The organism is Leisingera sp. SS27, from assembly GCF_028368855.1.
In the GTDB taxonomy this organism is placed as follows: domain Bacteria; phylum Pseudomonadota; class Alphaproteobacteria; order Rhodobacterales; family Rhodobacteraceae; genus Leisingera.
In genome coordinates, this window is record NZ_JAQNCY010000012.1 from 42,711 (window position 1) to 61,863 (window position 19,153).

At 58.3% G+C, this 19,153-nt stretch carries 17 protein-coding genes and 1 pseudogene; 9 read left to right on the forward strand and 9 right to left on the reverse strand.

Annotation, left to right across the window (positions count from 1 at the left end; translation table 11 throughout):
• Positions 1 to 78: 78 nt before the first annotated feature.
• The 3 genes from N6L27_RS19295 to N6L27_RS19305 all read right to left on the reverse strand — a co-directional run bounded on the left by N6L27_RS19295 (position 79) and on the right by N6L27_RS19305 (position 1,737).
• Entirely contained in the window at positions 79 to 888 is an 810-nt protein-coding gene (locus N6L27_RS19295) for a flagellin N-terminal helical domain-containing protein (RefSeq protein ID WP_271909009.1), read from the reverse strand.
• A gap of 203 nt (positions 889 to 1,091) precedes the next feature.
• Positions 1,092 to 1,451 carry a flagellar biosynthesis protein FlgN gene (locus tag N6L27_RS19300; protein ID WP_271909010.1) on the reverse strand — a complete coding sequence of 120 codons (360 nt, stop codon included), beginning with the start codon at positions 1,449 to 1,451 and terminating at the stop codon, positions 1,092 to 1,094.
• Complete coding sequence (locus tag N6L27_RS19305; protein WP_271909012.1) at positions 1,444 to 1,737, reverse strand: rod-binding protein; 294 nt, start codon at positions 1,735 to 1,737, stop codon at positions 1,444 to 1,446. The genes N6L27_RS19300 and N6L27_RS19305 overlap by 8 nt, the downstream gene beginning before the upstream one ends.
• Before the next feature lie 127 nt (positions 1,738 to 1,864).
• Here N6L27_RS19305 and fliK point away from each other — a divergent pair, with 127 nt between their 5' ends.
• The 3 genes from fliK to N6L27_RS19320 all read left to right on the forward strand — a co-directional run bounded on the left by fliK (position 1,865) and on the right by N6L27_RS19320 (position 5,196).
• A complete protein-coding gene (fliK, locus tag N6L27_RS19310) occupies positions 1,865 to 3,589 on the forward strand; it encodes a flagellar hook-length control protein FliK (RefSeq protein ID WP_271909014.1) in 1,725 nt (574 codons plus the stop codon).
• A 4-nt stretch (positions 3,590 to 3,593) separates the two neighbouring features.
• Complete coding sequence (locus N6L27_RS19315; protein WP_271909016.1) at positions 3,594 to 4,271, forward strand: flagellar hook capping FlgD N-terminal domain-containing protein; 678 nt, start codon at positions 3,594 to 3,596, stop codon at positions 4,269 to 4,271.
• 148 nt (positions 4,272 to 4,419) lie between these two features.
• Positions 4,420 to 5,196, forward strand: coding sequence for a phosphotransferase (locus N6L27_RS19320; protein ID WP_271909123.1), 777 nt, complete (start codon positions 4,420 to 4,422; stop codon positions 5,194 to 5,196).
• Here the strand turns inward: N6L27_RS19320 and N6L27_RS19325 are convergent.
• From N6L27_RS19325 to N6L27_RS19345, 5 genes are all read right to left on the reverse strand, one after another.
• Positions 5,169 to 6,488, reverse strand: a complete 1,320-nt coding sequence (locus N6L27_RS19325) for an NAD(P)/FAD-dependent oxidoreductase (protein WP_271909017.1) — start codon at positions 6,486 to 6,488, stop codon at positions 5,169 to 5,171. The genes N6L27_RS19320 and N6L27_RS19325 overlap by 28 nt on opposite strands.
• Positions 6,488 to 7,303 (reverse strand): ABC transporter permease, encoded by an 816-nt coding sequence (locus tag N6L27_RS19330; RefSeq protein ID WP_019295203.1) that lies wholly within the window; start codon positions 7,301 to 7,303, stop codon positions 6,488 to 6,490. The genes N6L27_RS19325 and N6L27_RS19330 overlap by 1 nt, the downstream gene beginning before the upstream one ends.
• Positions 7,300 to 8,181 carry an ABC transporter permease subunit gene (locus tag N6L27_RS19335; protein ID WP_271909018.1) on the reverse strand — a complete coding sequence of 294 codons (882 nt, stop codon included), beginning with the start codon at positions 8,179 to 8,181 and terminating at the stop codon, positions 7,300 to 7,302. Before N6L27_RS19335 ends, N6L27_RS19330 begins: the two co-directional genes overlap by 4 nt.
• Positions 8,181 to 9,308: an ABC transporter ATP-binding protein gene (locus tag N6L27_RS19340; RefSeq protein WP_271909019.1), complete on the reverse strand. Its 1,128-nt coding sequence runs from the start codon at positions 9,306 to 9,308 to the stop codon at positions 8,181 to 8,183. The genes N6L27_RS19335 and N6L27_RS19340 overlap by 1 nt, the downstream gene beginning before the upstream one ends.
• A 117-nt stretch (positions 9,309 to 9,425) precedes the next feature.
• A complete protein-coding gene (locus N6L27_RS19345) occupies positions 9,426 to 10,514 on the reverse strand; it encodes a polyamine ABC transporter substrate-binding protein (protein ID WP_271909020.1) in 1,089 nt (362 codons plus the stop codon).
• A 142-nt stretch (positions 10,515 to 10,656) separates the two neighbouring features.
• On the opposite strand from N6L27_RS19345, the gene N6L27_RS19350 reads away from it, so the two are divergent.
• The 6 genes and pseudogenes from N6L27_RS19350 to N6L27_RS19375 all read left to right on the forward strand — a co-directional run.
• Positions 10,657 to 11,343, forward strand: coding sequence for a GntR family transcriptional regulator (locus N6L27_RS19350; protein ID WP_271909021.1), 687 nt, complete (start codon positions 10,657 to 10,659; stop codon positions 11,341 to 11,343).
• A gap of 66 nt (positions 11,344 to 11,409) precedes the next feature.
• Positions 11,410 to 12,804: an aspartate aminotransferase family protein gene (locus tag N6L27_RS19355; protein ID WP_271909022.1), complete on the forward strand. Its 1,395-nt coding sequence runs from the start codon at positions 11,410 to 11,412 to the stop codon at positions 12,802 to 12,804.
• Positions 12,805 to 13,155: 351 nt separating this feature from the next.
• On the forward strand, positions 13,156 to 14,256 hold the full coding sequence (locus N6L27_RS19360; RefSeq protein ID WP_271909023.1) for an ABC transporter ATP-binding protein: 1,101 nt from the start codon (positions 13,156 to 13,158) through the stop codon (positions 14,254 to 14,256).
• A 77-nt stretch (positions 14,257 to 14,333) separates the two neighbouring features.
• Positions 14,334 to 15,434: an extracellular solute-binding protein gene (locus tag N6L27_RS19365; protein WP_271909024.1), complete on the forward strand. Its 1,101-nt coding sequence runs from the start codon at positions 14,334 to 14,336 to the stop codon at positions 15,432 to 15,434.
• Between the two features lie 89 nt (positions 15,435 to 15,523).
• Positions 15,524 to 16,795, forward strand: coding sequence for an ABC transporter permease (locus N6L27_RS19370; RefSeq protein ID WP_271909025.1), 1,272 nt, complete (start codon positions 15,524 to 15,526; stop codon positions 16,793 to 16,795).
• A 14-nt stretch (positions 16,796 to 16,809) separates the two neighbouring features.
• Positions 16,810 to 17,655: pseudogene (locus tag N6L27_RS19375) on the forward strand (ABC transporter permease); the annotation flags it as partial.
• Positions 17,656 to 17,776: 121 nt separating this feature from the next.
• Here N6L27_RS19375 and N6L27_RS19380 read toward each other — a convergent pair.
• Positions 17,777 to 19,105: a lytic murein transglycosylase gene (locus tag N6L27_RS19380; RefSeq protein ID WP_271909028.1), complete on the reverse strand. Its 1,329-nt coding sequence runs from the start codon at positions 19,103 to 19,105 to the stop codon at positions 17,777 to 17,779.
• Positions 19,106 to 19,153 lie beyond the last annotated feature (48 nt).

Consider the following 19,153-nt stretch of genomic DNA (forward strand, 5'->3'; position numbering starts at 1 on the left):
GTGTTTTCCTAACGTATTATTCTTCAGGTTCTCTGAGAGGGGAAGACCGGGGCGCCATCAGCGCCCCGGATCAGGCTGTTAACGGAACAGCTGCTGCAGGGTCTGCGGCGCCTGGTTTGCGATCGTCAGCGATTGCACCGCCAGCTGCTGCTGGGTTTGCAGTGCTTTCAGCCTGGCCGACGCTTCTTCCATGTTGGTGTCTGTCATTGTGCTGACACCAGACTTCAGAGAGTCGGTCAGTTTCGACACGAAGTCGTTCTGGTCGGACAGGCGGTTGCTGTCAGCACCCAGCTGAGCCGCGCTGTCGATTGCAAAGGTCAGCATGCCTTCGATCTCGCCCAGAACGGTGGCCGCATTGGTCGAGTCCAGCGCGGTGATAGTGGAAGTATCCAGCGATGCGCCGGTGTCGATCGCCGAAACGGTGATCACGTCGCCGGATGCGCTGAGGCCGCCGAGAACGTCCAGCTGCGAGGTTACTGCGGTATCCAGCAGGTTGGCGCCGTTGAAGCTGGCGGAGTCGATGATCGATTCGATCTGTTCTTTCTTCTTTTCAAGGTCAGATTCGATCTTGGCGTGGTCAACGTTCTGCGAAACGCCGGCAACCGCCAGTTCACGCATCTCCTTCAGGGTTTCAACAATCTGCTCCATACCAGAGGAGGCAACTGCGACAGTTGCTTCACCGAAGTTCAGAGCGTCACCCACTGCTTCGTAGGCCTGAATATCGGATTCCATGGTCTTGGAGATGGCCCAGACAGCGGAGTTGTCTTTCGCCATGCCGACCTCTTTACCGGTCGAGATCTGGTTCTGGGTTTCTTCCAGGTTGTTGTTCACGGACTTCAGGGTCTGCAGAGCAACCATTGCGCCGTTGTTGGTCAGAATGCTGGTCATAGCTTTTTCCTTTAGCTGCGGGGCGCTTTGGCCCCTGAATTACTTGCCCCACCGGGGCGCTGTGTGACGTCTTTCTGACTGTGCGTTCCGCCGTCCGGCTTCCGCGCCACCATTCATCAGGTGCAAGGCGACTTTGGCGCAGGATTTGCTAAGGGAGTGCTAATGGTGGAATTTGGTTTTTTAGAATTTTCTCCAAATTGCGCTCAGGCCCGCTTTTCCAATTTAGCACCGCTGCGGATGCCAAAGCGGGTTCTGCGTCCAGACTGATCGTAGACGTCCAACCCTTTGCGGATACGGCGCAATTCGGCCATCCGTGCTGCGACAGACCGGATTCCGTTCATAGCGCTGTCCAGGAGATCCTGGTTGCGTGACAGCTTTGTCTGAACCTGCTCCAGTGCTTCGCGTTCGAGTTCCGTAACGGAGTTCAGCTTGCCGATGGTTTTTTCTTTTTTTGCAAGCAGGCCTTCGAGCTTGGCCAAGTCTCCTGCCATGAGTGCAGTCCGTTCCTGATCAAGGAGCTGGTCCAGATCGTCAATGAGTTGTTGCGGGTCCGGGTTACTCACCTTGGGTCTCCTTCAATGCGTGATAAAGTGATTCGGCGAGGCCGATGCCGCCGGAGCGGGCAATCTGATCAGCTTGTTCGCGGATCAAGAAACTGGAAAACTGCTCTTCGCCGGCTCCGCCGCCAAAGGCTTCGCTGGCTTCGCCGAGACCGGCAGATTTCAGCATCTCAGCAAGAAAAGAAGCTTCCAGCTCGATAGCAGCCTCGCGCAGCGGATCGGTTTGTGCTGGCCGCACCGGGGCAGCAGTTGTTGCGCTTTGCAAGGGAATAGGCAGCAAATCTGTCATGTCCGGTTCTCCGGTTGGTCGTCGAATTCCATCGATTTTTCCGAGACTGCACTGCAACCGGTTAAAATTGCCGTAACTGCTTTGGGCTAAGTCTTTGCGAGTCGAGATAGAATGTCTGGAACAGAACATGATGATGAATTCGATCCTTGGTACTGAACCTGCTGCTGGTGGCAAAGCTATGTCAGCTGCAAAGGTAAATTCAAATAAATCAGATAGTTCCGGTGATTTTTCGGATTACATGACAACTCAATCGGAGCAGAGCGAAGAGTTTGCTGAAGCCCGCTTGTCAGATGGCGAATCTCCTGTTTCGGAAGCAGCAGAAGAGATGGAAGCGAAGTCCGCTGGAACGGCTGGCAACGAAGAAAGCTCTACTGAAAGTGAAGAAAAAACGGACTTGTCCGCAACTTCTGAAGGGTCTTCTGATGCAGATGCCGAAAATGCTGCTTCTTTGCTGGAACAGGCTTATTCCAATGTTCCTGACCTGACAGAATTGGCGGGCCAGGCGCAAGCGGAGGGTGAACTCAGTGCAGCGCACAGTTCTGAAACCGCAGATGCTATTGAAGGCACGAACACTGCGGCCGGCCAGGCCCTGCAGAAGACTGCTATCCAAGAAGCAGCGCATTTCTCCGGAAAGCCTGGCGCAGACGTGGCGAATACGGCTGCGCTTGGTGACGCGAAGCCAGTGACTGCGGGCCGACAGGCCAGTGACAGCCAGTTTTCTGGTTTGCCGGAGTCCGGCATGAGGGCAGAAGCCGCCCAACCTCAGGAGGCTGATCGCGCGACGCATTCCATGCATGAGTTGAATTCGGTTAAGAGGAAGGAAGCTTTTGCCGGCAGCACAGAGGCGGTTCGCGGAAATACTGATGCCAAGAAGGCTGTTTCTGCTGAAAATGCTGGCAGCAGATCCCAGATGGGTATTGCTGTGCATAAGGGCACTGAAGTTCTTGGTGATGTTCGGGGCAGTGAGTCCTTAGGAGTTGCCTTGGCCGGCAAAACAGTTTCTGGAAAGCCAAATGAACTGGCCATTGAACAAATGACGGTCCGTCAGCCCGAAGGCGTTACCCGGGCAGTTGCCGCTGGTGCTCAAGGCGCGGTGCAAACACTTGCATCCGGTGTGCTGTCGCCACGGGAATCATCACGCAATTCCGATCTTGGTTCAGTCAGTATCAAGGTTTCTGAGGATATTTCGGCGGAGGCTCTTGCAGAGGGAAAACCGGTGGTATGGAAACCCCGTACCGGCCAGATCAACACGGTGCCAGCAGCTCAGGCGGCCCCGCAGGCTTCGGCAATGTTTCAGCCGCTTGTGGCTTCCGGCTTGGCAGAAACCGCAGGCGCGGCTGATTTGCCGTTTCACGCGCTTGGGCTTTCGGGAGAAGCCCCAGGCCTGAGTCAGATTCTGACCGAAGCTTCATTCGGCGCGCACTCCGTGCACCGGCCGGAAATGCCCCGGATGATCGCAGCCCAGATTGCCGAAGCTTTCGCTGCCAAGGGTGAACAGAAGATTGAGGTGAGCCTTAACCCGCAGGAGCTAGGACACGTCAAGATGCGGGTGGTGGCCAGCGAATCAGGCATTACAATGATCATTCAGACAGAGCGCCCGGAAACCGGCGACTTGATGCGCCGTCATATCAATGAGCTGGCCGAGGAGTTCCGCCGCATGGGCTATGAGGACATTTCGTTCGAGTTCAGCGGCGGTCAGGCTGGCAGCGGCGGAGAAGGCGACGATTCTGAAGAAGGGACCGGACAAGCTCGGGGATCGGCAGACTCACGAGCCGGCGGTGCTGAGACCGCCGGGGAGCAAGTAACACAAAACCTCCGGCTCGGATCGGCCGGCGTGGATATGAGGGTTTGATCACATGACAACAGCAGTTTCTTCCGCGGGCAGCACCGCGACACAATCCAATCCGCTGCCGGCGGCCTCCCAGGGCACTTCCGGGCTGACATCAGATTTCGATACCTTCGTAAAGATGCTGACAGCGCAAGCGACGAACCAAGATCCTTTGGAGCCGATGGATTCGACGGAATATGCCGCGCAACTTGCGCAGTTCTCGATGGTCGAGCAGCAAACCAAGAGCAACACACTGCTGGAAGGGCTGCAATCGCAGCTTGGACTGGCCAATATGGCAGCTCTCTCAGGATGGGTTGGGATGGAGGCGCGTGGCGTGGCGCCCGGCTACTTCGATGGCAGCAACTCTGTCACCATTGCACCCAACCCAGCGGCGGCCGCGGATTCGGTTACGCTCGTCGTGAAGAACTCAAACGGCACTGAAGTGCAGCGTGTAACACTTCCGGTCTCTGCTGAGCCCTATGAGTGGAATGGGTTGGACGATGATGGAAATGCGTTCGAGGCAGGCGAATACACTTTTACTATTGAAAGCCGCAAAGGGGACGATCTGCTGCTTGCGGACTACGCCGAAGTCTACTTCATGGTGAACGAAACCCGGATGCAAGGTGGTGACGTGGGCCTGATCACTCCGGGCGGTTCCGTGGTTCTGGCCTCTTCTGTCAGCGCGTTGCGTGAACCTGCCGGGTAATCCGGGAGTAGGCGCTGGCGGAAAAACTGTCTAAGAACAGGGCGGCCAAGCTCCGGAGACCGCCCTGCAACCGCTTACAGATCAGTTCCAATCCAGTTTCTTTGCGTATTTATCCGCAATCGGACTGCATGTTCCCGCCCCCCGGCGTCTGACCGGCGGGCGGTCAAATCATGTCTGGCGGGCCGGTGCACTGGTTATCAAGCTGTATGCCGAAGGCGGAGCCAACCCGCTGTTCTCCAATGACCCGGCGCGTGAAGGGGCAATCCTAGCGGCGCTTTCCGGTACCGGAATGGTGCCGCCGCTGGTCCAGACCGGGACATTCGAGGGGCAAAGGTGGCTGTGTTATGCACATGTAAACGGCAGCCCATGGCAAGAAGACACGGCCCATGTGGCTCGGTTTCTGGGGAGGGTTCATGACTTGGCTGCGCCGCCTGGGCTGCCGGAGGGCGTCAACGGCAGCGCTGCGCTGGAGCGGCAGACCCAGGATATTCTGAAGAAGTGCACGGACGTGAAAGAGCTGGCTGAGTTGCGCCCGCTAGGAAGAGTGCCGCCTTTGCAGCAAAAGCAGCTGATTCACGGGGATCCCGTGCCTGGCAACCTTCTGGCGCATGATGGCACGCTCACGCTGATTGATTGGCAGTGCCCGCAGATCGGTGATCCGGCAGAAGATCTTGCGTTGTTCCTGTCTCCGGCCATGCAGCTGATGTACAGGGGCGAGCCGCTGAAGAAGCCCCAGGAGGACAGTTTTCTGCGGGCCTATCCTGATCCGCGGATTGCGGGCAGAACCCTGGCCCTGAAGCCGTGGTTTCACTGGCGGATGGCGGCCTACTGTCTGTGGCGTGCAGAACGTGGCGGGGCACTGGACTGGCAAGCCTATGAACTGGAACGCGCGGCGCTTCAGTCCATTAGACCCAGAACCGCATAGGCCGGCGGCATCAGGACCCGGCGGGCACAGCCAAATGGAAACCGCGGCAAGTTTTGCACCGCCGGGGAATAGGGCAGGTCCGGTTGAGTGTCTTGCACCAGGTCACTGAGCAGGCGTCCGGCATAGCTGCCCATGGCAACGCCGTTGCCGTGATAGCAGAGGCCGGCAAACAGGCCGGGATTACCGGGCACCGGCCCGATGAAGGGCACCAGATTACGCGACAGGCAGACCATGCCGGACCAGGAATGAGTGGTTTCGACCTGATGCCACTCGGGGAACATCGCCTCAAAATCCTGCCTGAGCTTGCGCCGGATTCCGGCTTCGGCTCGGGATGAGGAAAGAAGCCCGCCGCGCATCCCGAACAGGAACCTGTTGTCTGGCATCAGGCGGAAGTAGTGCAGCAGATTGCGGGTGTCATAGGCCATCTGATGTGAAAACCAGCCTTGCTTCTGCAACTCTGCCTCTGTTAGGGGGCGGGTCACCATGACGGTGGATTGAGCGGGCATGTAGCGTCCCGCCAGCCATTCGGGTAGGTCCTCAGAGGAGTAACCATTTGTGGCAATCACAACCTTGGAAGCTTGCAGTCTTCCCTTTTTAGTCTCTATTTCAAAGCCGCCGCTCGTCTGCTTTACAGACTGAGCCGGGCTGTTCTGAAATAGTCTGGCACCTGCTTTCCCGGCTGCAGCCGCCAGACCGAACAGATACTTGCGAGGATTCAGGGCAAAACCTGTCGAAGTTGTCAGGGCTGCATGAAAACTGCCGTTCAACCCATGCTTTGCCAGCTGATGACGGGAGAGGAAATCCGGCTCCTCGCCCACCCTCCGCATCTCCTCTGCCTGGGCAGACAGACGGCGTGCGGCCTTCTCGTTGTGTGCTAGCTGGGTTTCACCGTGCGAATGGGTGTCTGCGTCAATGGCGTGTGCTTCCAGCAGCTCCTTCACAAGGTTCACAGCGGCCACTTCGCTGGCGTCATAGGTGTCAGCGGCAGCTTTGCCAAAAACCCTGCGCATTGTGCCGCTGGAGAGTTTCGACCCCCCTAGGCAGCAGAACCCGCCATTGCGTCCGGAGGCGCCCCAGCCCGGCGTTTCTGCTTCCAGCAGGACTACTGAGGCACCGCCTTCGGCCAGATGCAGGGCCGCTGATACTCCAGTGAAGCCGCCGCCGATGATCGCAACATCGGCGGAGGTTTCCCCTTCCAGAACAGGCCAGTCCGGTGCCGCAATGGTCTCGTCCCACCAGCAGTTGCTGCGCGGGCCGGGACCATAGGCGTAGCCGGAAAAGATCCGCCGCATCAGGCCCGCTCCGCGGCCTGTTCCTCGCGCTTTTGCCGGGCCACCTGGTGTTTGGTCACCAGCGAGGCAGTGATGACGCCGACAGTGACAATCGAGATCATGATCGTCGACAGCGCGTTGATCTCAGGGCTGACGCCCAGCCGCACGGCCGAGAAGATCTTGATCGGCAGGGTGGTGGCCGAAGGACCGGAGGTGAAGGAGGCAATCACCAGGTCATCCAGCGACAGGGTGAAGGCCAGGAGCCAGCCGGAAATCACCGCAGGTGCAATGATCGGCAGGGTCACCAGCCGGAAGGCCTCTGCTGGCGAACAGCCGAGATCCAGCGCGGCTTCCTCGAGCGAGCGGTCAAACGTCACCAGACGGGAGGACACCACAACAGAGACATAGCACATGGCGAATGTGGTATGCGCCAGCACGATGGTGAAAACCCCGCGGTCCAGCCCTATGCCAATAAACAATAGGAGCAGTGACAGGCCGGTGATCACCTCGGGCATCACCAGCGGCGCATAGATCATGCCCGAAAACAGTGTCCGCCCCATGAATCGCCCGCCCCGCACCAGCACATAGGCGGCGATGGTACCCAGCACGGTCGCCATGGTGGAGGAGAACACTGCCACCTTGATGGTCACCCAGGCGGCATTCAGAAACGCCTCATTCTGGAGCAATTCGCCGTACCACTTGGTCGAGAACCCGGCCCAGACAGTCACCAGTTTGCTTTCGTTGAAGCTGAAGATCACCAGTATGACCATCGGAATGTAAAGGAAGGCGAAGCCCAGGGTCAGCGACACGGCGTTAAACCAGCTCATACGGTTCATTGCTCTGCCTCCTGCTGTTTCTGCTGGTTGCGCTGGAACAGCACGATCGGGATCACCAGAAGCAGCAGCAGAACCACTGCCACTGCAGAGGCCACCGGCCAGTCGCGATTGGAGAAGAATTCCTCCCACAGAACCTTGCCGATCATCAGCGTGTCGGATCCGCCCAGCAGCGACGGGATCACAAATTCACCCAGCACAGGAATGAAGACCAGGAAGCTGCCGGCAATGATGCCTGTCTTGGACAGCGGAATGGTCACCAGCCAAAAGGCGGTTAGGCGTGAGCAGCCAAGGTCCTCTGCCGCCTCGATCAGCGAGCCGTCCAGCCGCTCCAGTGCCGAATAGACGGGCAGGATCATGAACGGCAGATAAGTGTAGACGATGCCGATGTAGACTGCGGAATTGGTGTTGAGGATGGTCAGCGGTTCAGAGATCACTCCTATCCACATCAGAAACTGGTTCAGGAACCCCTCGTTCGACAGGATGCCCATCCACGCATAGACGCGGATCAGGAAGGACGTCCAGAAGGGCAGAATCACCAGCATCATCAGGGTGGGGCGCCATTCTTCCGGTGCGCGCGCCATGCCATAGGCGATGGGGTAGCCTGCCAGTAGAGTGAAAAATGTCGAGATAACCGCAATTTTCAGGGAACTGAGGTAGGCCTTCCAATATAGATCATCTTCGGTCAGCCAGACGAAGTTCTCGAAATCCAGTTCTGCGATGAAGGCAGCGATGCCTTCGGCCCAGTCGAATTGCGGGAAATAGGGCGGGCGGGCAATGGCCGCGTCCGACAATGCGATTTTCAGCACGATGGCAAACGGCACCAGGAACAGTGCCAGAAGCCAGACGTAGGGGATGGCGATCAGGACAAAGCGGCGCATCAGTCGGCCAGCAGAACGCCCGCCGTGGCGGTCCAGGACAGCCAGACAGTGTCTTCCCAAGTAAAGGCGCGGCGGGCGATGCGGCGGGTATTGGCGGTTTGCGCCTTGATCACCGCGCCAGTAGGCAGTTCCACATGGTAGGTGGAAATATTGCCCAGATAGGCGATATCCAGAATGCGGCCCTGTACGGCGTTATCCGCCTCGGCCGGCTGTTCGGAACTGATCGCAACTTTCTCAGGCCGGATCGCCAGATGGCATTTCTGACCGTCGGAGAACGCATTCGGCGACTTCACCGTCAGAGGAGGGTGGCCTTCGTGCCAGGACATTGCGTATGCGTCGCTGCCGTTGGGCGTGGCGGTGCCTTCAATCAGGTTCACGTCGCCAATGAAATCAGCGACATAGACAGAGTTTGGGTTTTCATAGATCCGATCCGGTGTCGCCACCTGGATGATCTTGCCGTGATCCATCACCGCCACGCGGGAGGCCACGGTCATCGCCTCTTCCTGGTCGTGGGTCACGATCACAAAGGTTGTGCCGGTCTTCTCCTGAATGTCCATCAGTTCAAATTGTGTGTCCTGGCGCAGTTTCTTGTCCAGTGCGCCGAGCGGTTCATCAAGCAACAGCAGCTTCGGGTGTTTGGCAAGTGAACGGGCGAGGGCAACACGCTGGCGCTGGCCGCCGGAAATCTGATGCGGCTTGCGGCGGGCGAATTTTTCCAGCCGGGTCAATTTCAGCATCGCCTCAACACGGTCGTCGATGTCGTGCTTTGGCATTTTCTCGCGTTTCAATCCAAAGGCGATGTTTTCCCAGACCGATAGATGCGGGAACAGCGCATAGGACTGGAACATCATGTTCACGGCCCGCTTGTTCGGCGGCACCGGCGCGATATCCTGGCCTGCTAGGAAAATCTTGCCCTCTGTCGGAGTCTCAAATCCGGCGAGCATCCGCATCAGCGTGGTCTTGCCGCAGCCGGACGGACCAAGCAGCGCATAGAATTCCCGTTCGTAGATGTCGATGGTCAGGTTGTCGATGGCGGTGAACTCACCATAGCGTTTGGTGACATTCTGGAAGTGGATCAGGGGCTTCGCCTCAGGATCGTTCCAGGGTTCGAATTCGGAAGCAGTCAAGCCGGGCCTCTTCTGCGAATTGTCGCGCGGATGTCTCTATTGGCCGCGCAAGGAGAATCCAGGCGCGTTATGATTTGCGGGGCGCTGCATACGCCCCGCCGGTCAGAGTACAGCAGATCAGGTGCCGGACTTAACCTTGGTCCACATGCGGGTCGCCTTACGCTGCACTTTCGCAGGATAGCTTTCTTTGATGTACAGGTTCTGGACAGTTTCTTCGTTCGGATAGATCGCGGGATCGCCGATCACATCCTCTTCCAGGAACTCCTGCGACGCCTTGTTGCCATTGGCGTAATAGACATAGTTGGACGCCGCGGCCATATTTTGCGCGTCCATGATGAAGTTCAGGAATTTATGAGCGCCTTCCGGGTTCGGGGCATCGACCGGAATGGTCATCTGGTCGAACCACATCAGCGCGCCTTCCTTGGGCGCATTGTATTCGATCTCAACTCCGTTCTCGGCTTCCGCGGCACGGTCGCGCGCCTGCAGGATGTCGCCAGACCAGCCAAAGGCAACGCAAATGTCACCGTTCGCCAGGGCGTTGATGTATTCCGAGCTGTGGAACTTGGTGATGTAGGGGCGCACGGCCATCAGAACCGGTTCAGCCTTGGCAACCACATCCGCGTCCATGCTGTTGGGATCTTCGCCGATGTATTTCAGTGCTGCCGGGATCATTTCATCCGGGGCGTCCAGGAAATGCACACCACAGCTTGCAAGCTTTTCCATATTGGCCGGGTTGAACACCAGTTCCAGGGAGTCGATCGGAGCGTCCTCCCCCAGAACTTCCTTGACCTTGCCTGCGTTCACGCCGATGCCGGTGGTGCCCCACATGTAGTTGATGGAGTATTCGTTGCCGGGGTCATACTTTGCGGTGCGATCCTCGATCGCCCCCCACATGTTTCCTTTGTTCGGCAGCTTCGACGGATCCAGCTTCTGGAAGGCGCCGGCCTGGATCTGGCGCGCCATGAAGGAGCCGGTCGGCACCACCACGTCATAGCCTGAGCCGCCCGCCAGCATCTTGGTCTCCAGAACCTCGTTGCTGTCAAAGACGTCGTAGATCAGGTCGATGCCGGTTTCCTTCTCGAACTTTTCCAGCAGGCCTTCGTCGATATAGTCCGACCAGTTGTAGACGCGAACCTCTTCCGCCGTGGCGGCGGCTGCCGTGCCAAGGGCAACGACGGCGGTCATGGTCATCGTTTTCAGTGTCATGAAATTCTCCCTGTGCATGCCGGCTTCCAGGTCCGGCTGTAAATGGATTTGATCAAGTTTTGCCGCGTTCGGCAATACTCTTTATGTTTTCACTTGGCTCAGGATGGTGCAAGCTGGCCAAAATCGAGGAGGAAAACCCCAGGTGACAGAGACCACTTCACCCCCCGCAGCGGTGCACGGGAACCCGGCTAAACTGCCTGCGCATGAGATCGTTTATCAGAAGCTGAGAGCGCAGATCCTGTTCGGGGAATTGGTGCCGGGCCAGGCCGTGACAATCCAAGGTCTGGTCGAGACGCTGGAGGCCGGCATGACACCGGTGCGCGAAGCGATCCGGCGGCTTATCTCTGATGGCGCGCTGATGTTCCAGGGGAACCGCCGGGTGTCTGTGCCGCTGCTGGGAGCCGAAGATATTGAAGAGCTTATTTTTGCTAGAAAAACAATAGAGTGTGAGCTTGCGCGCCGGGCTACAATACAGATAAGCGCAGCGGATATCGAAGAACTGGCGGCCATCGATAATGCGCTCGACAAGGCAATCGCCACCGGTGACGTCGCGGGCTACCTGGTGCAGAACTACAGCTTCCACACGGCGCTTTATTCACACGCAAACGCGCCCATTCTAAGCGACATTGCCGACCGTCTTTGGCTGCGGTTCGGTCCCTCGCTGCGCGTGGTCAGCGGCCGCCTGGGAACGCAGAGCTTTCCGGACCGCCATAAAGACATCCTTGATGCGCTGCGGCGGCAGGACCCGGAGATGGCTGCTTTGGCGATGGAGCGGGATGTTTTTGAAGGCATGGAACATGTGGTTCAGGGATTGCGGGCCGCGAACTGATTCGATTGACACCTGAGAATTTGATCATATTCTGGTGCCAATCACTTATTTTCAGGAGCGAGTCTCATGACCGTTATCACCAATCACATGCCGACGGCCGAGCTGCAGGCGCTGGACGCCGCCCACCACATGCATCCGTTCACTGCCAATGGTGAGCTGTCGCAGAAGGGCGCGCGCATCATCACCCGCGCTGATGGCGTTCACCTGACCGACAGCGAAGGCCACCAGATCCTCGATGCGATGGCGGGCCTGTGGTGTGTAAACATCGGTTACGGGCGGGAAGAACTGGCTGAGGTAGCCGCACGCCAGATGCGCGAGCTGCCGTATTACAACACTTTCTTTCAGACCACCCATGTGCCGGCCATCGCTCTGGCCGCGAAGGTCGCCGAATTGGCACCGGGTGATCTGAATAACGTTTTCTTTGCCGGCTCCGGCTCCGAGGCCAATGACACAAACATCCGCATGGTGCGCCATTATTGGGCGTTGAAGGGCAAGCCCTCGAAATCGGTAATCATCAGCCGCAAGAACGCTTATCACGGCTCCTCCGTCGGAAGCGGCTCTTTGGGTGGCATGAGCGGGATGCATGCCCAAGGCGGCATGCCGATCCCGGATATCCACCATATCAATCAGCCGAACTGGTGGGCCGAGGGCGGCGACATGCCGCCGGAAGAATTTGGTCTGCAGCGTGCGCGAGAGCTGGAAGAGGCAATCCTGGAACTCGGCGAAGACCGTGTCGCGGCCTTCATTGCAGAGCCGGTGCAGGGTGCTGGCGGCGTCATCGTGGCGCCGGACAGTTACTGGCCAGAGATCCAGCGGATTTGCGACAAGTATGAAATCCTGCTGATCGCGGACGAGGTAATCTGCGGCTTCGGGCGCACGGGCAACTGGTTTGGCTGCGAAACCTTGAACATCCGCCCTGACATCATGACCATCGCCAAAGGTCTAAGTTCCGGCTATGCGCCGATCGGCGGGTCGATTGTCAGCGATGAGGTTGCGTCAGTGATCGCGGGCGACGAGTTCAACCACGGCTACACCTACTCTGGCCACCCGGTGGCGGCAGCTGTTGCGCTGGAAAACCTACGTATCCTGGAGGAGGAGAACATCCTTGGCCATGTGCGCGACGTGGCGGCGCCATATCTGAAGCAGAAGTGGGAGGCGCTGACCGATCACCCGCTGGTCGGTGAGGCCAAGATTGTTGGTATGATGGGCTCGATTGCATTGACCCCCAACAAGGAAACCCGGGCCGCCTTCGCCTCTGATGCCGGAACCGTCGGATACATTTGCCGGGAGCGCTGCTTTGCCAACAATCTGGTGATGCGCCATGTGGGCGACCGGATGATTATCTCGCCGCCGCTGGTGATTACTCAGGAACAGATCGATGTGCTGATCGAGCGGGCCGTGAATTCGCTGGATGAGTGCCATGCAGAGCTTAAGAAGCAGGACCTGCTGCACAGCGCCTGAAGCAATCACTGGTTTGGATTGAGGTGCGACTCATCAAAGCCCGGCAATATTTTTGCCGGGCTTTTCTTCGGTTATGATGTTTGAAGGGTCGGTTTTTGACCTCTCATAAGTATCATGAGGCGTAAAATGTCATAGAGGCGTCGCAAATTGTCCGATCATGCAATGCAGAACAGGACTAGGCTTCCCCAAGGGTATTCTTTTCCGGCTGGAGAGGGCCGAAGTATGAAATTCGTACGTTCATCGGTGAAAGAATATTTTTTTCATATCTAGCGCTTGGTAGCGTGGGTGTGATTAACTTCGAATAAGTGCAGAGCAAATCTGCCGAAATGACAAAACTACGGGGAGCCTGCTTTGGCTGATGCGTCAAACGTTGATGCGTTCGTTGAATTCGAACGTGTCCAAAAGAGCTATGATGGCGAAAATCTCGTCGTTAAAGATCTCAACCTCACCATGCCCAAAGGTGAATTTCTGACCATGCTTGGCCCGTCCGGGTCCGGGAAAACCACCTGTCTGATGATGCTGGCTGGTTTCGAAACCGCAACCCATGGCGATATCCGTTTGGACGGGACCTCCATCAACAATATCCCGCCGCACAAGCGCGGTATCGGCATGGTGTTTCAGAATTACGCGCTGTTCCCGCATATGACCATCGCGGAAAACCTCTCTTTCCCGCTGGAAGTCCGCAAGATGGGCAAGTCCGAGCGGGAGGAAAAGGTGAAGCGGGCATTGGACATGGTGGAAATGGGAGCCTTTGGCGGCCGCCGTCCGTCACAGCTTTCAGGGGGGCAGCAGCAGCGGATCGCTTTGGCCCGTGCGCTGGTATTTGAACCAGAACTGGTTCTGATGGACGAACCGCTGGGCGCGCTCGACAAGCAATTGCGCGAGAAGATGCAGTTCGAGATCACTCATCTCGCCCACCGTCTGGGAATCACTGTGGTCTATGTGACCCATGACCAGACCGAAGCGCTTACCATGTCCGATCGCGTTGCCGTGTTCGACGATGGCCGCATCCAGCAGATCGCACCGCCGGACCAGCTCTATGAAAGCCCGGAAAACAGCTTCGTGGCCCAGTTTATCGGCGAAAACAACACGCTCGAAGGCACCGTCAAGGAAATCAATAACGGCATCGCGCTGGTGCAGCTGGACGATGGCGAGCTGATTGACTGCAAACCGGTCAATGTTTCGCGCCCTGGAGAGCGCACCCGCGTGTCAATCCGCCCTGAACGGGTGGAATACAACAAGGACCGCCTGCAGGAAGGCGTGCACACGCTCAAGGCGGAAGTGCTCGAGTTCATCTACATGGGCGACATCTTCCGTACCCGTCTGCGGGTGGCCGGGAATGATGAGTTCATCATCAAGACCCGGAACGCCCCGGACCAAGTCCGTCTCCAGCCCGGTCAGCAGATCGAAATCGGCTGGCTGCCGGAAGACTGCCGCGCGCTGGACGCCTGATCCACGCGCGCTGAACCCCCGGCAGAAGAACGACCGGGGGCCTCACTTATGTGAATTTCAACAAGGAGAGACTCTCTATGAAACTCAGCAAACTGTCTGCACTGGCGGTAACAACCGCGCTTTGCGCTCCCTCGGCATTCGCCGAGGAGATGGCCAATGAGCTGACCCTGGTATCCTGGGGCGGAGCTTATGAAAACAGCCAGCACAAAGCCTATGTAGAGCCTTATCTGGCGGCAAACCCCGACGTGAAAATCACCTGGGACCAAAGCGCTGCCGAGGCCGTTGCGAAAATCCGGGCTATGAACGAAGCCGGCAACGTGACTTGGGACCTGGTGGACGTTGTGGCGTCCGACTCCATGCGCTTGTGCGACGAAGGCCTGGCAGAAGAGCTGGATCACGACGGGATTCTGGCAGCAGCGCCCGACGGAACCCCGGCGACCGAAGACTTTGGCGATCTGATCGTCAGCGACTGCTTTGTGCCGCAGATCGTGTATTCGACCACCTTCGGCTACCGCACCGACCTGATCGATCAGCCGGATTCGGTTTGCGCGATCTTTGACACCGAAAAATACCCGGGCAAGCGCTCGCTGCAGAAGCGCCCGATCGACAACATGGAATGGGCGCTGTTCTGCGACGGCGTGGCCAAGGACGAGATTTATGACGTTCTGGGCACCGATGAAGGTGTTGCCCAGGCACTGGCCAAGCTCGACACAATCAAGAACGACGTGGTCTGGTGGACCGCAGGCGCGGAAACCCCGCAGCTGCTGGCCGACGGCGAAGTCGTAATGGGTTCGACCTTCAACGGCCGCCTGTTCTCTGCAATTGCAGAGCAGGGCCAGCCGATCGGCATGCTCTGGGACATGCAGTCCTTCGACCTTGACGGCTGGATCATTCCCGCTGGTCTGCCGGCAGACCGCAAGGCGCGTGTTCTGGACTTCCTGAAGTTCGCCACCGATACCCAGCGTCTGGCCGACCAGGCCAAATACATCTCCTACGGTCCGGCCCGTGCCTCCTCGGCGCCGCTGGTTGGAAAACACGCCGAACTGGGCATCGACATGGCACCGCATATGCCGACCGACCCGGCCAACGCGGGTAACGTGCACGTCTATGACTACGAATGGTGGGCAGACAACCGCGACGATCTGGACGCCAAATTCCAGGCATGGCTGGCCAAGTAATCTGACCTTTCACCCAAGTTGAAAGGCCCGGCGGGGGCCGCGATACGCAGGCCCCCGCCCCAAAAATATAAGACCCGACGGGGAACCCCATGAGTGATATTAGCCAATCCGGCCCGGTGCTGGCGGCAGACGGCACGCCGCTGAAGCGCAGCCTGTCGCGTGCGCTGCGGATGCAGAAGATGCGTGCGCTGCTGCTGATCGCGCCACTGCTTCTGTTCATCCTTCTGACCTTCATCCTGCCGGTGGCGGATATGCTGTACCGGTCGGTGGACAACCGTATCGTCCAGGATGTTCTGCCGCGCACCGTTCAGGCTCTGGAGAGTTGGGATCCTGCGTCAAACCAGCTGCCGGAAGAGGCTGCCTTTGCGGCTCTGGCAGCGGATTTGAAAGAGGCCGCTGAGGCCAAGACCCACACCAAGGTCGCCAAGCGTCTGAATTACGAAAATCCCGGTATCGCTTCGGTCTTCCGGAAATCGGGCCGCAAGGTCAAGAAATGGGATATCGATGCTGATGGTCCCTTCCGGGAAAGACTGATCGAACTCAACAAGGGCTGGGGCGACGTCGAGCTGTGGAAGACGATCAAGACTTACTCCGGCATACGAACCACCGGTTACTTCCTCAACGCAGTTGATATGCAACTGGGCGCAGACGGCGCCGAGATGCGACCCGAGAACGAGCGCATCTACAACACCATGCTGATCCGCACCATGCGGATGTCGCTGATCATCACCTTCAGCTGCATTCTGTTGGGCTACCCGGTGGCCTGGCTGCTGGCTAACTTGCCATCGAGCAAGGCAAACCTTCTGATGATCCTGGTGCTGTTGCCGTTCTGGACATCGCTTCTGGTGCGTACTTCGGCCTGGAAAATCCTGTTGCAGCAGCAGGGTGTGATCAACGACACACTGGTATGGATAGGGCTGGTCGATGACACCAACCGTCTGGTTCTGATCAACAACGAACTGGGCACCATTATTGCTATGACGCACATCCTGCTGCCCTTCATGATCCTGCCTATGTATTCGGTGATGCAGACCATCAACCCGACCTACATGCGCGCGGCCAAATCCATGGGCGCCACCGATTGGACAGCCTTCTGGCGGGTCTATTTCCCGCAGTCGGTGCCAGGCATCGGCGCAGGGTCGATCCTAGTCTTCATCCTGGCTGTGGGCTACTACATCACGCCCGCACTGGTCGGCGGCACCAAAGGCACCTTTATCTCCAACCTGATCGCCTACCATATCTCGACATCGGGTAACTGGGGCCTGGGTGCAGCGCTTGGCGCCATCCTGCTGGCGGTCGTCCTGGTTCTGTACTGGGTCTATGACAAAATTGTCGGCATCGACAACGTGAAGCTGGGGTAACGGACATGAGCGCACTTCCTCCTTATGCAAGCACCGGTCAGCGTGCCTGGTACTATTCCTTCAGAGTGATCTGCGGGCTGATCTTCTTCTTCCTGATTGCGCCGATCGTGGTGATCATTCCCCTAAGTTTCAACGCACAGGACTTCTTTACTTTCACTCCGGAAATGCTGCGACTGGACCCCGAAGGCTTCTCGCTGAAGCATTACAGGAATTTCTTTGGTGATGATTCCTGGCAGACCTCTATGTGGAACTCATTGAAGATCGCACCGATGGCGACCATTGTTTCGGTTACCTTCGGAACCCTGGCTGCCATCGGCCTCAGCCAGCCGCATGTGCCGTTCCGACGGGCGATCATGGCGATTCTGATTTCGCCGATGATTGTGCCGCTGATCATCTCCGCAGCCGGTATGTATTTCTTCTACAGCCGTATCGGCCTGCAGGGGACCTACATGGGCGTTGTGCTTGCGCATGCGGCACTCGGCATCCCGTTTGTGATCATCACAGTGACCGCAACTCTGGTGGGTTTCGACCGCTCGCTGACCCGCGCCGCAGCCAACATGGGGGCTGATCCGGTCACCACCTTCTTCAGGGTGCAGATGCCGCTGATCATGCCTGGCGTGATCTCCGGCGGGCTGTTTGCCTTCATCACCTCCTTTGATGAAGTCGTCGTGGTGCTGTTTGTCGGCTCGGCCGGCCAGCGGACGCTGCCGTGGCAGATGTTCACCGGTCTGCGCGAGCAGATCTCTCCCACCATCCTGGCAGTGGCAACGCTTCTGGTGGCGATCTCCATCATGCTGCTGGCCACAGTGGAAATGCTGCGCCGCCGCTCCGAGCGCCTTCGCGGGATGTCTCCCAGCTGATTGCCGCAAGGTTCACTGAACAAGAAAAGGCCCCGCAATGCGGGGCCTTCCTTTTTTGGCGACAATACTCTGCGACCGAATTATCCTTATCCCATAGGGGGACGGGCGGCCTCCACCGGCGCTACCGCAATCGCTGCAGCAGCCGCAGCGAGGCGTAGCCATCCGGCGTCAGCCCGTTTGCAACCTGATAGGCGCGCACTGCTCCGATGGTCTTTGGCCCGATCTTTCCGTCGACCCCATCAGTGTCAAAACCTGCACGGGTCAGGCGCTCTTGCATCTCTTCCCGTTCGGATAGGGACAGTGCCCGGTCGCCCCTGGGCCAGCTGCTCTGGATCGGCGCACCGCCCTTGATCCGGTCGGCCAGGTGACCGACACCGATCACATAAGCGTCCGCTGTGTTGTAGCGTTCAAGCACTGCAAAATTCCGGAAGATCATGAAGGCCGCACCTTCGCTGCCAGCGGGCAGCAGGATCGAGGCAGGCCCGTGATCCTGCACTGCATTGCCGTCCAGGCCGGTGATGCCTGCTGATGCCCACTCCGACGGCATTTTCTCGATCTCACGATCAGCCAGAGTGTAGTCGAAGCCTTGGGGCAAGGTCACTTCCACCCCCCATGGCTGTCCTTTTACCCAGCCAAACTGGGCAAGATAGGCTGCGGTGGACGCCAGCGCATCAGCCGGATTATCCGACCAGATATCACGCTTGCCGTCACCAGTGAAATCCACTGCATAGTCCAGATAGGACGTTGGAATGAACTGAGTGTGCCCCATCGCCCCGGCCCAGCTGCCGGTCATCTTTCGGGCGGCCACATCGCCTGCCTGCAGGATCTTCAGCGCGGCAACCAGCTGCCCTTCAAAGAACGCGCCGCGCCGCCCGTCAAAGGCCAGGGTCGCCAGAGAGCGGATCACATCCATCTTGCCGCGGAATGTTCCAAAGCTGCTTTCCAGCCCCCAGATTGCGACGACGATTTCCTTCTCAACACCGTATTCCGCTTCGATCTGATCCAGCCGTGCCTGCTGATCGCGCAATGCGGACTTGCCGTTCTTCACCCGCAAATCCGATGCCGCGCTGTCCAGGTAGTCCCAGATCGTCTTCGTGAATTCCGATTGGTTGCGGTCGCGGCGGATTACTTCGGCATCGTAGCTCACCCCTGCAAAGGCATTCTCCAGAACCTCCGCGTTGATCCCTTGGGCCGTTGCACGAGCCTTGAACCCGGATATCCACCCGTCAAAGCCCGCTTCAGCCGCAGCCTGTTCCACTGCGATTCCCTGAAGCGAAACTGGCCTCGCTACTGGTCTCAAGGATGTGGCCAAGGCCAGTTGAAAACTATCACTCTGCTCCTCCTGCCGAACGGCCCCGGACGGGCTTACAGTATCCGGAGAGCTTTCCGGCGCTGCCTCCGCCGTCATTGCACTGCCTGCCACAAGCGATACCGCAACCCATTTGCGCATGATGCACCTCGTTATTCACTGCTCTGTACCAGTCTAACTGCGGATCGG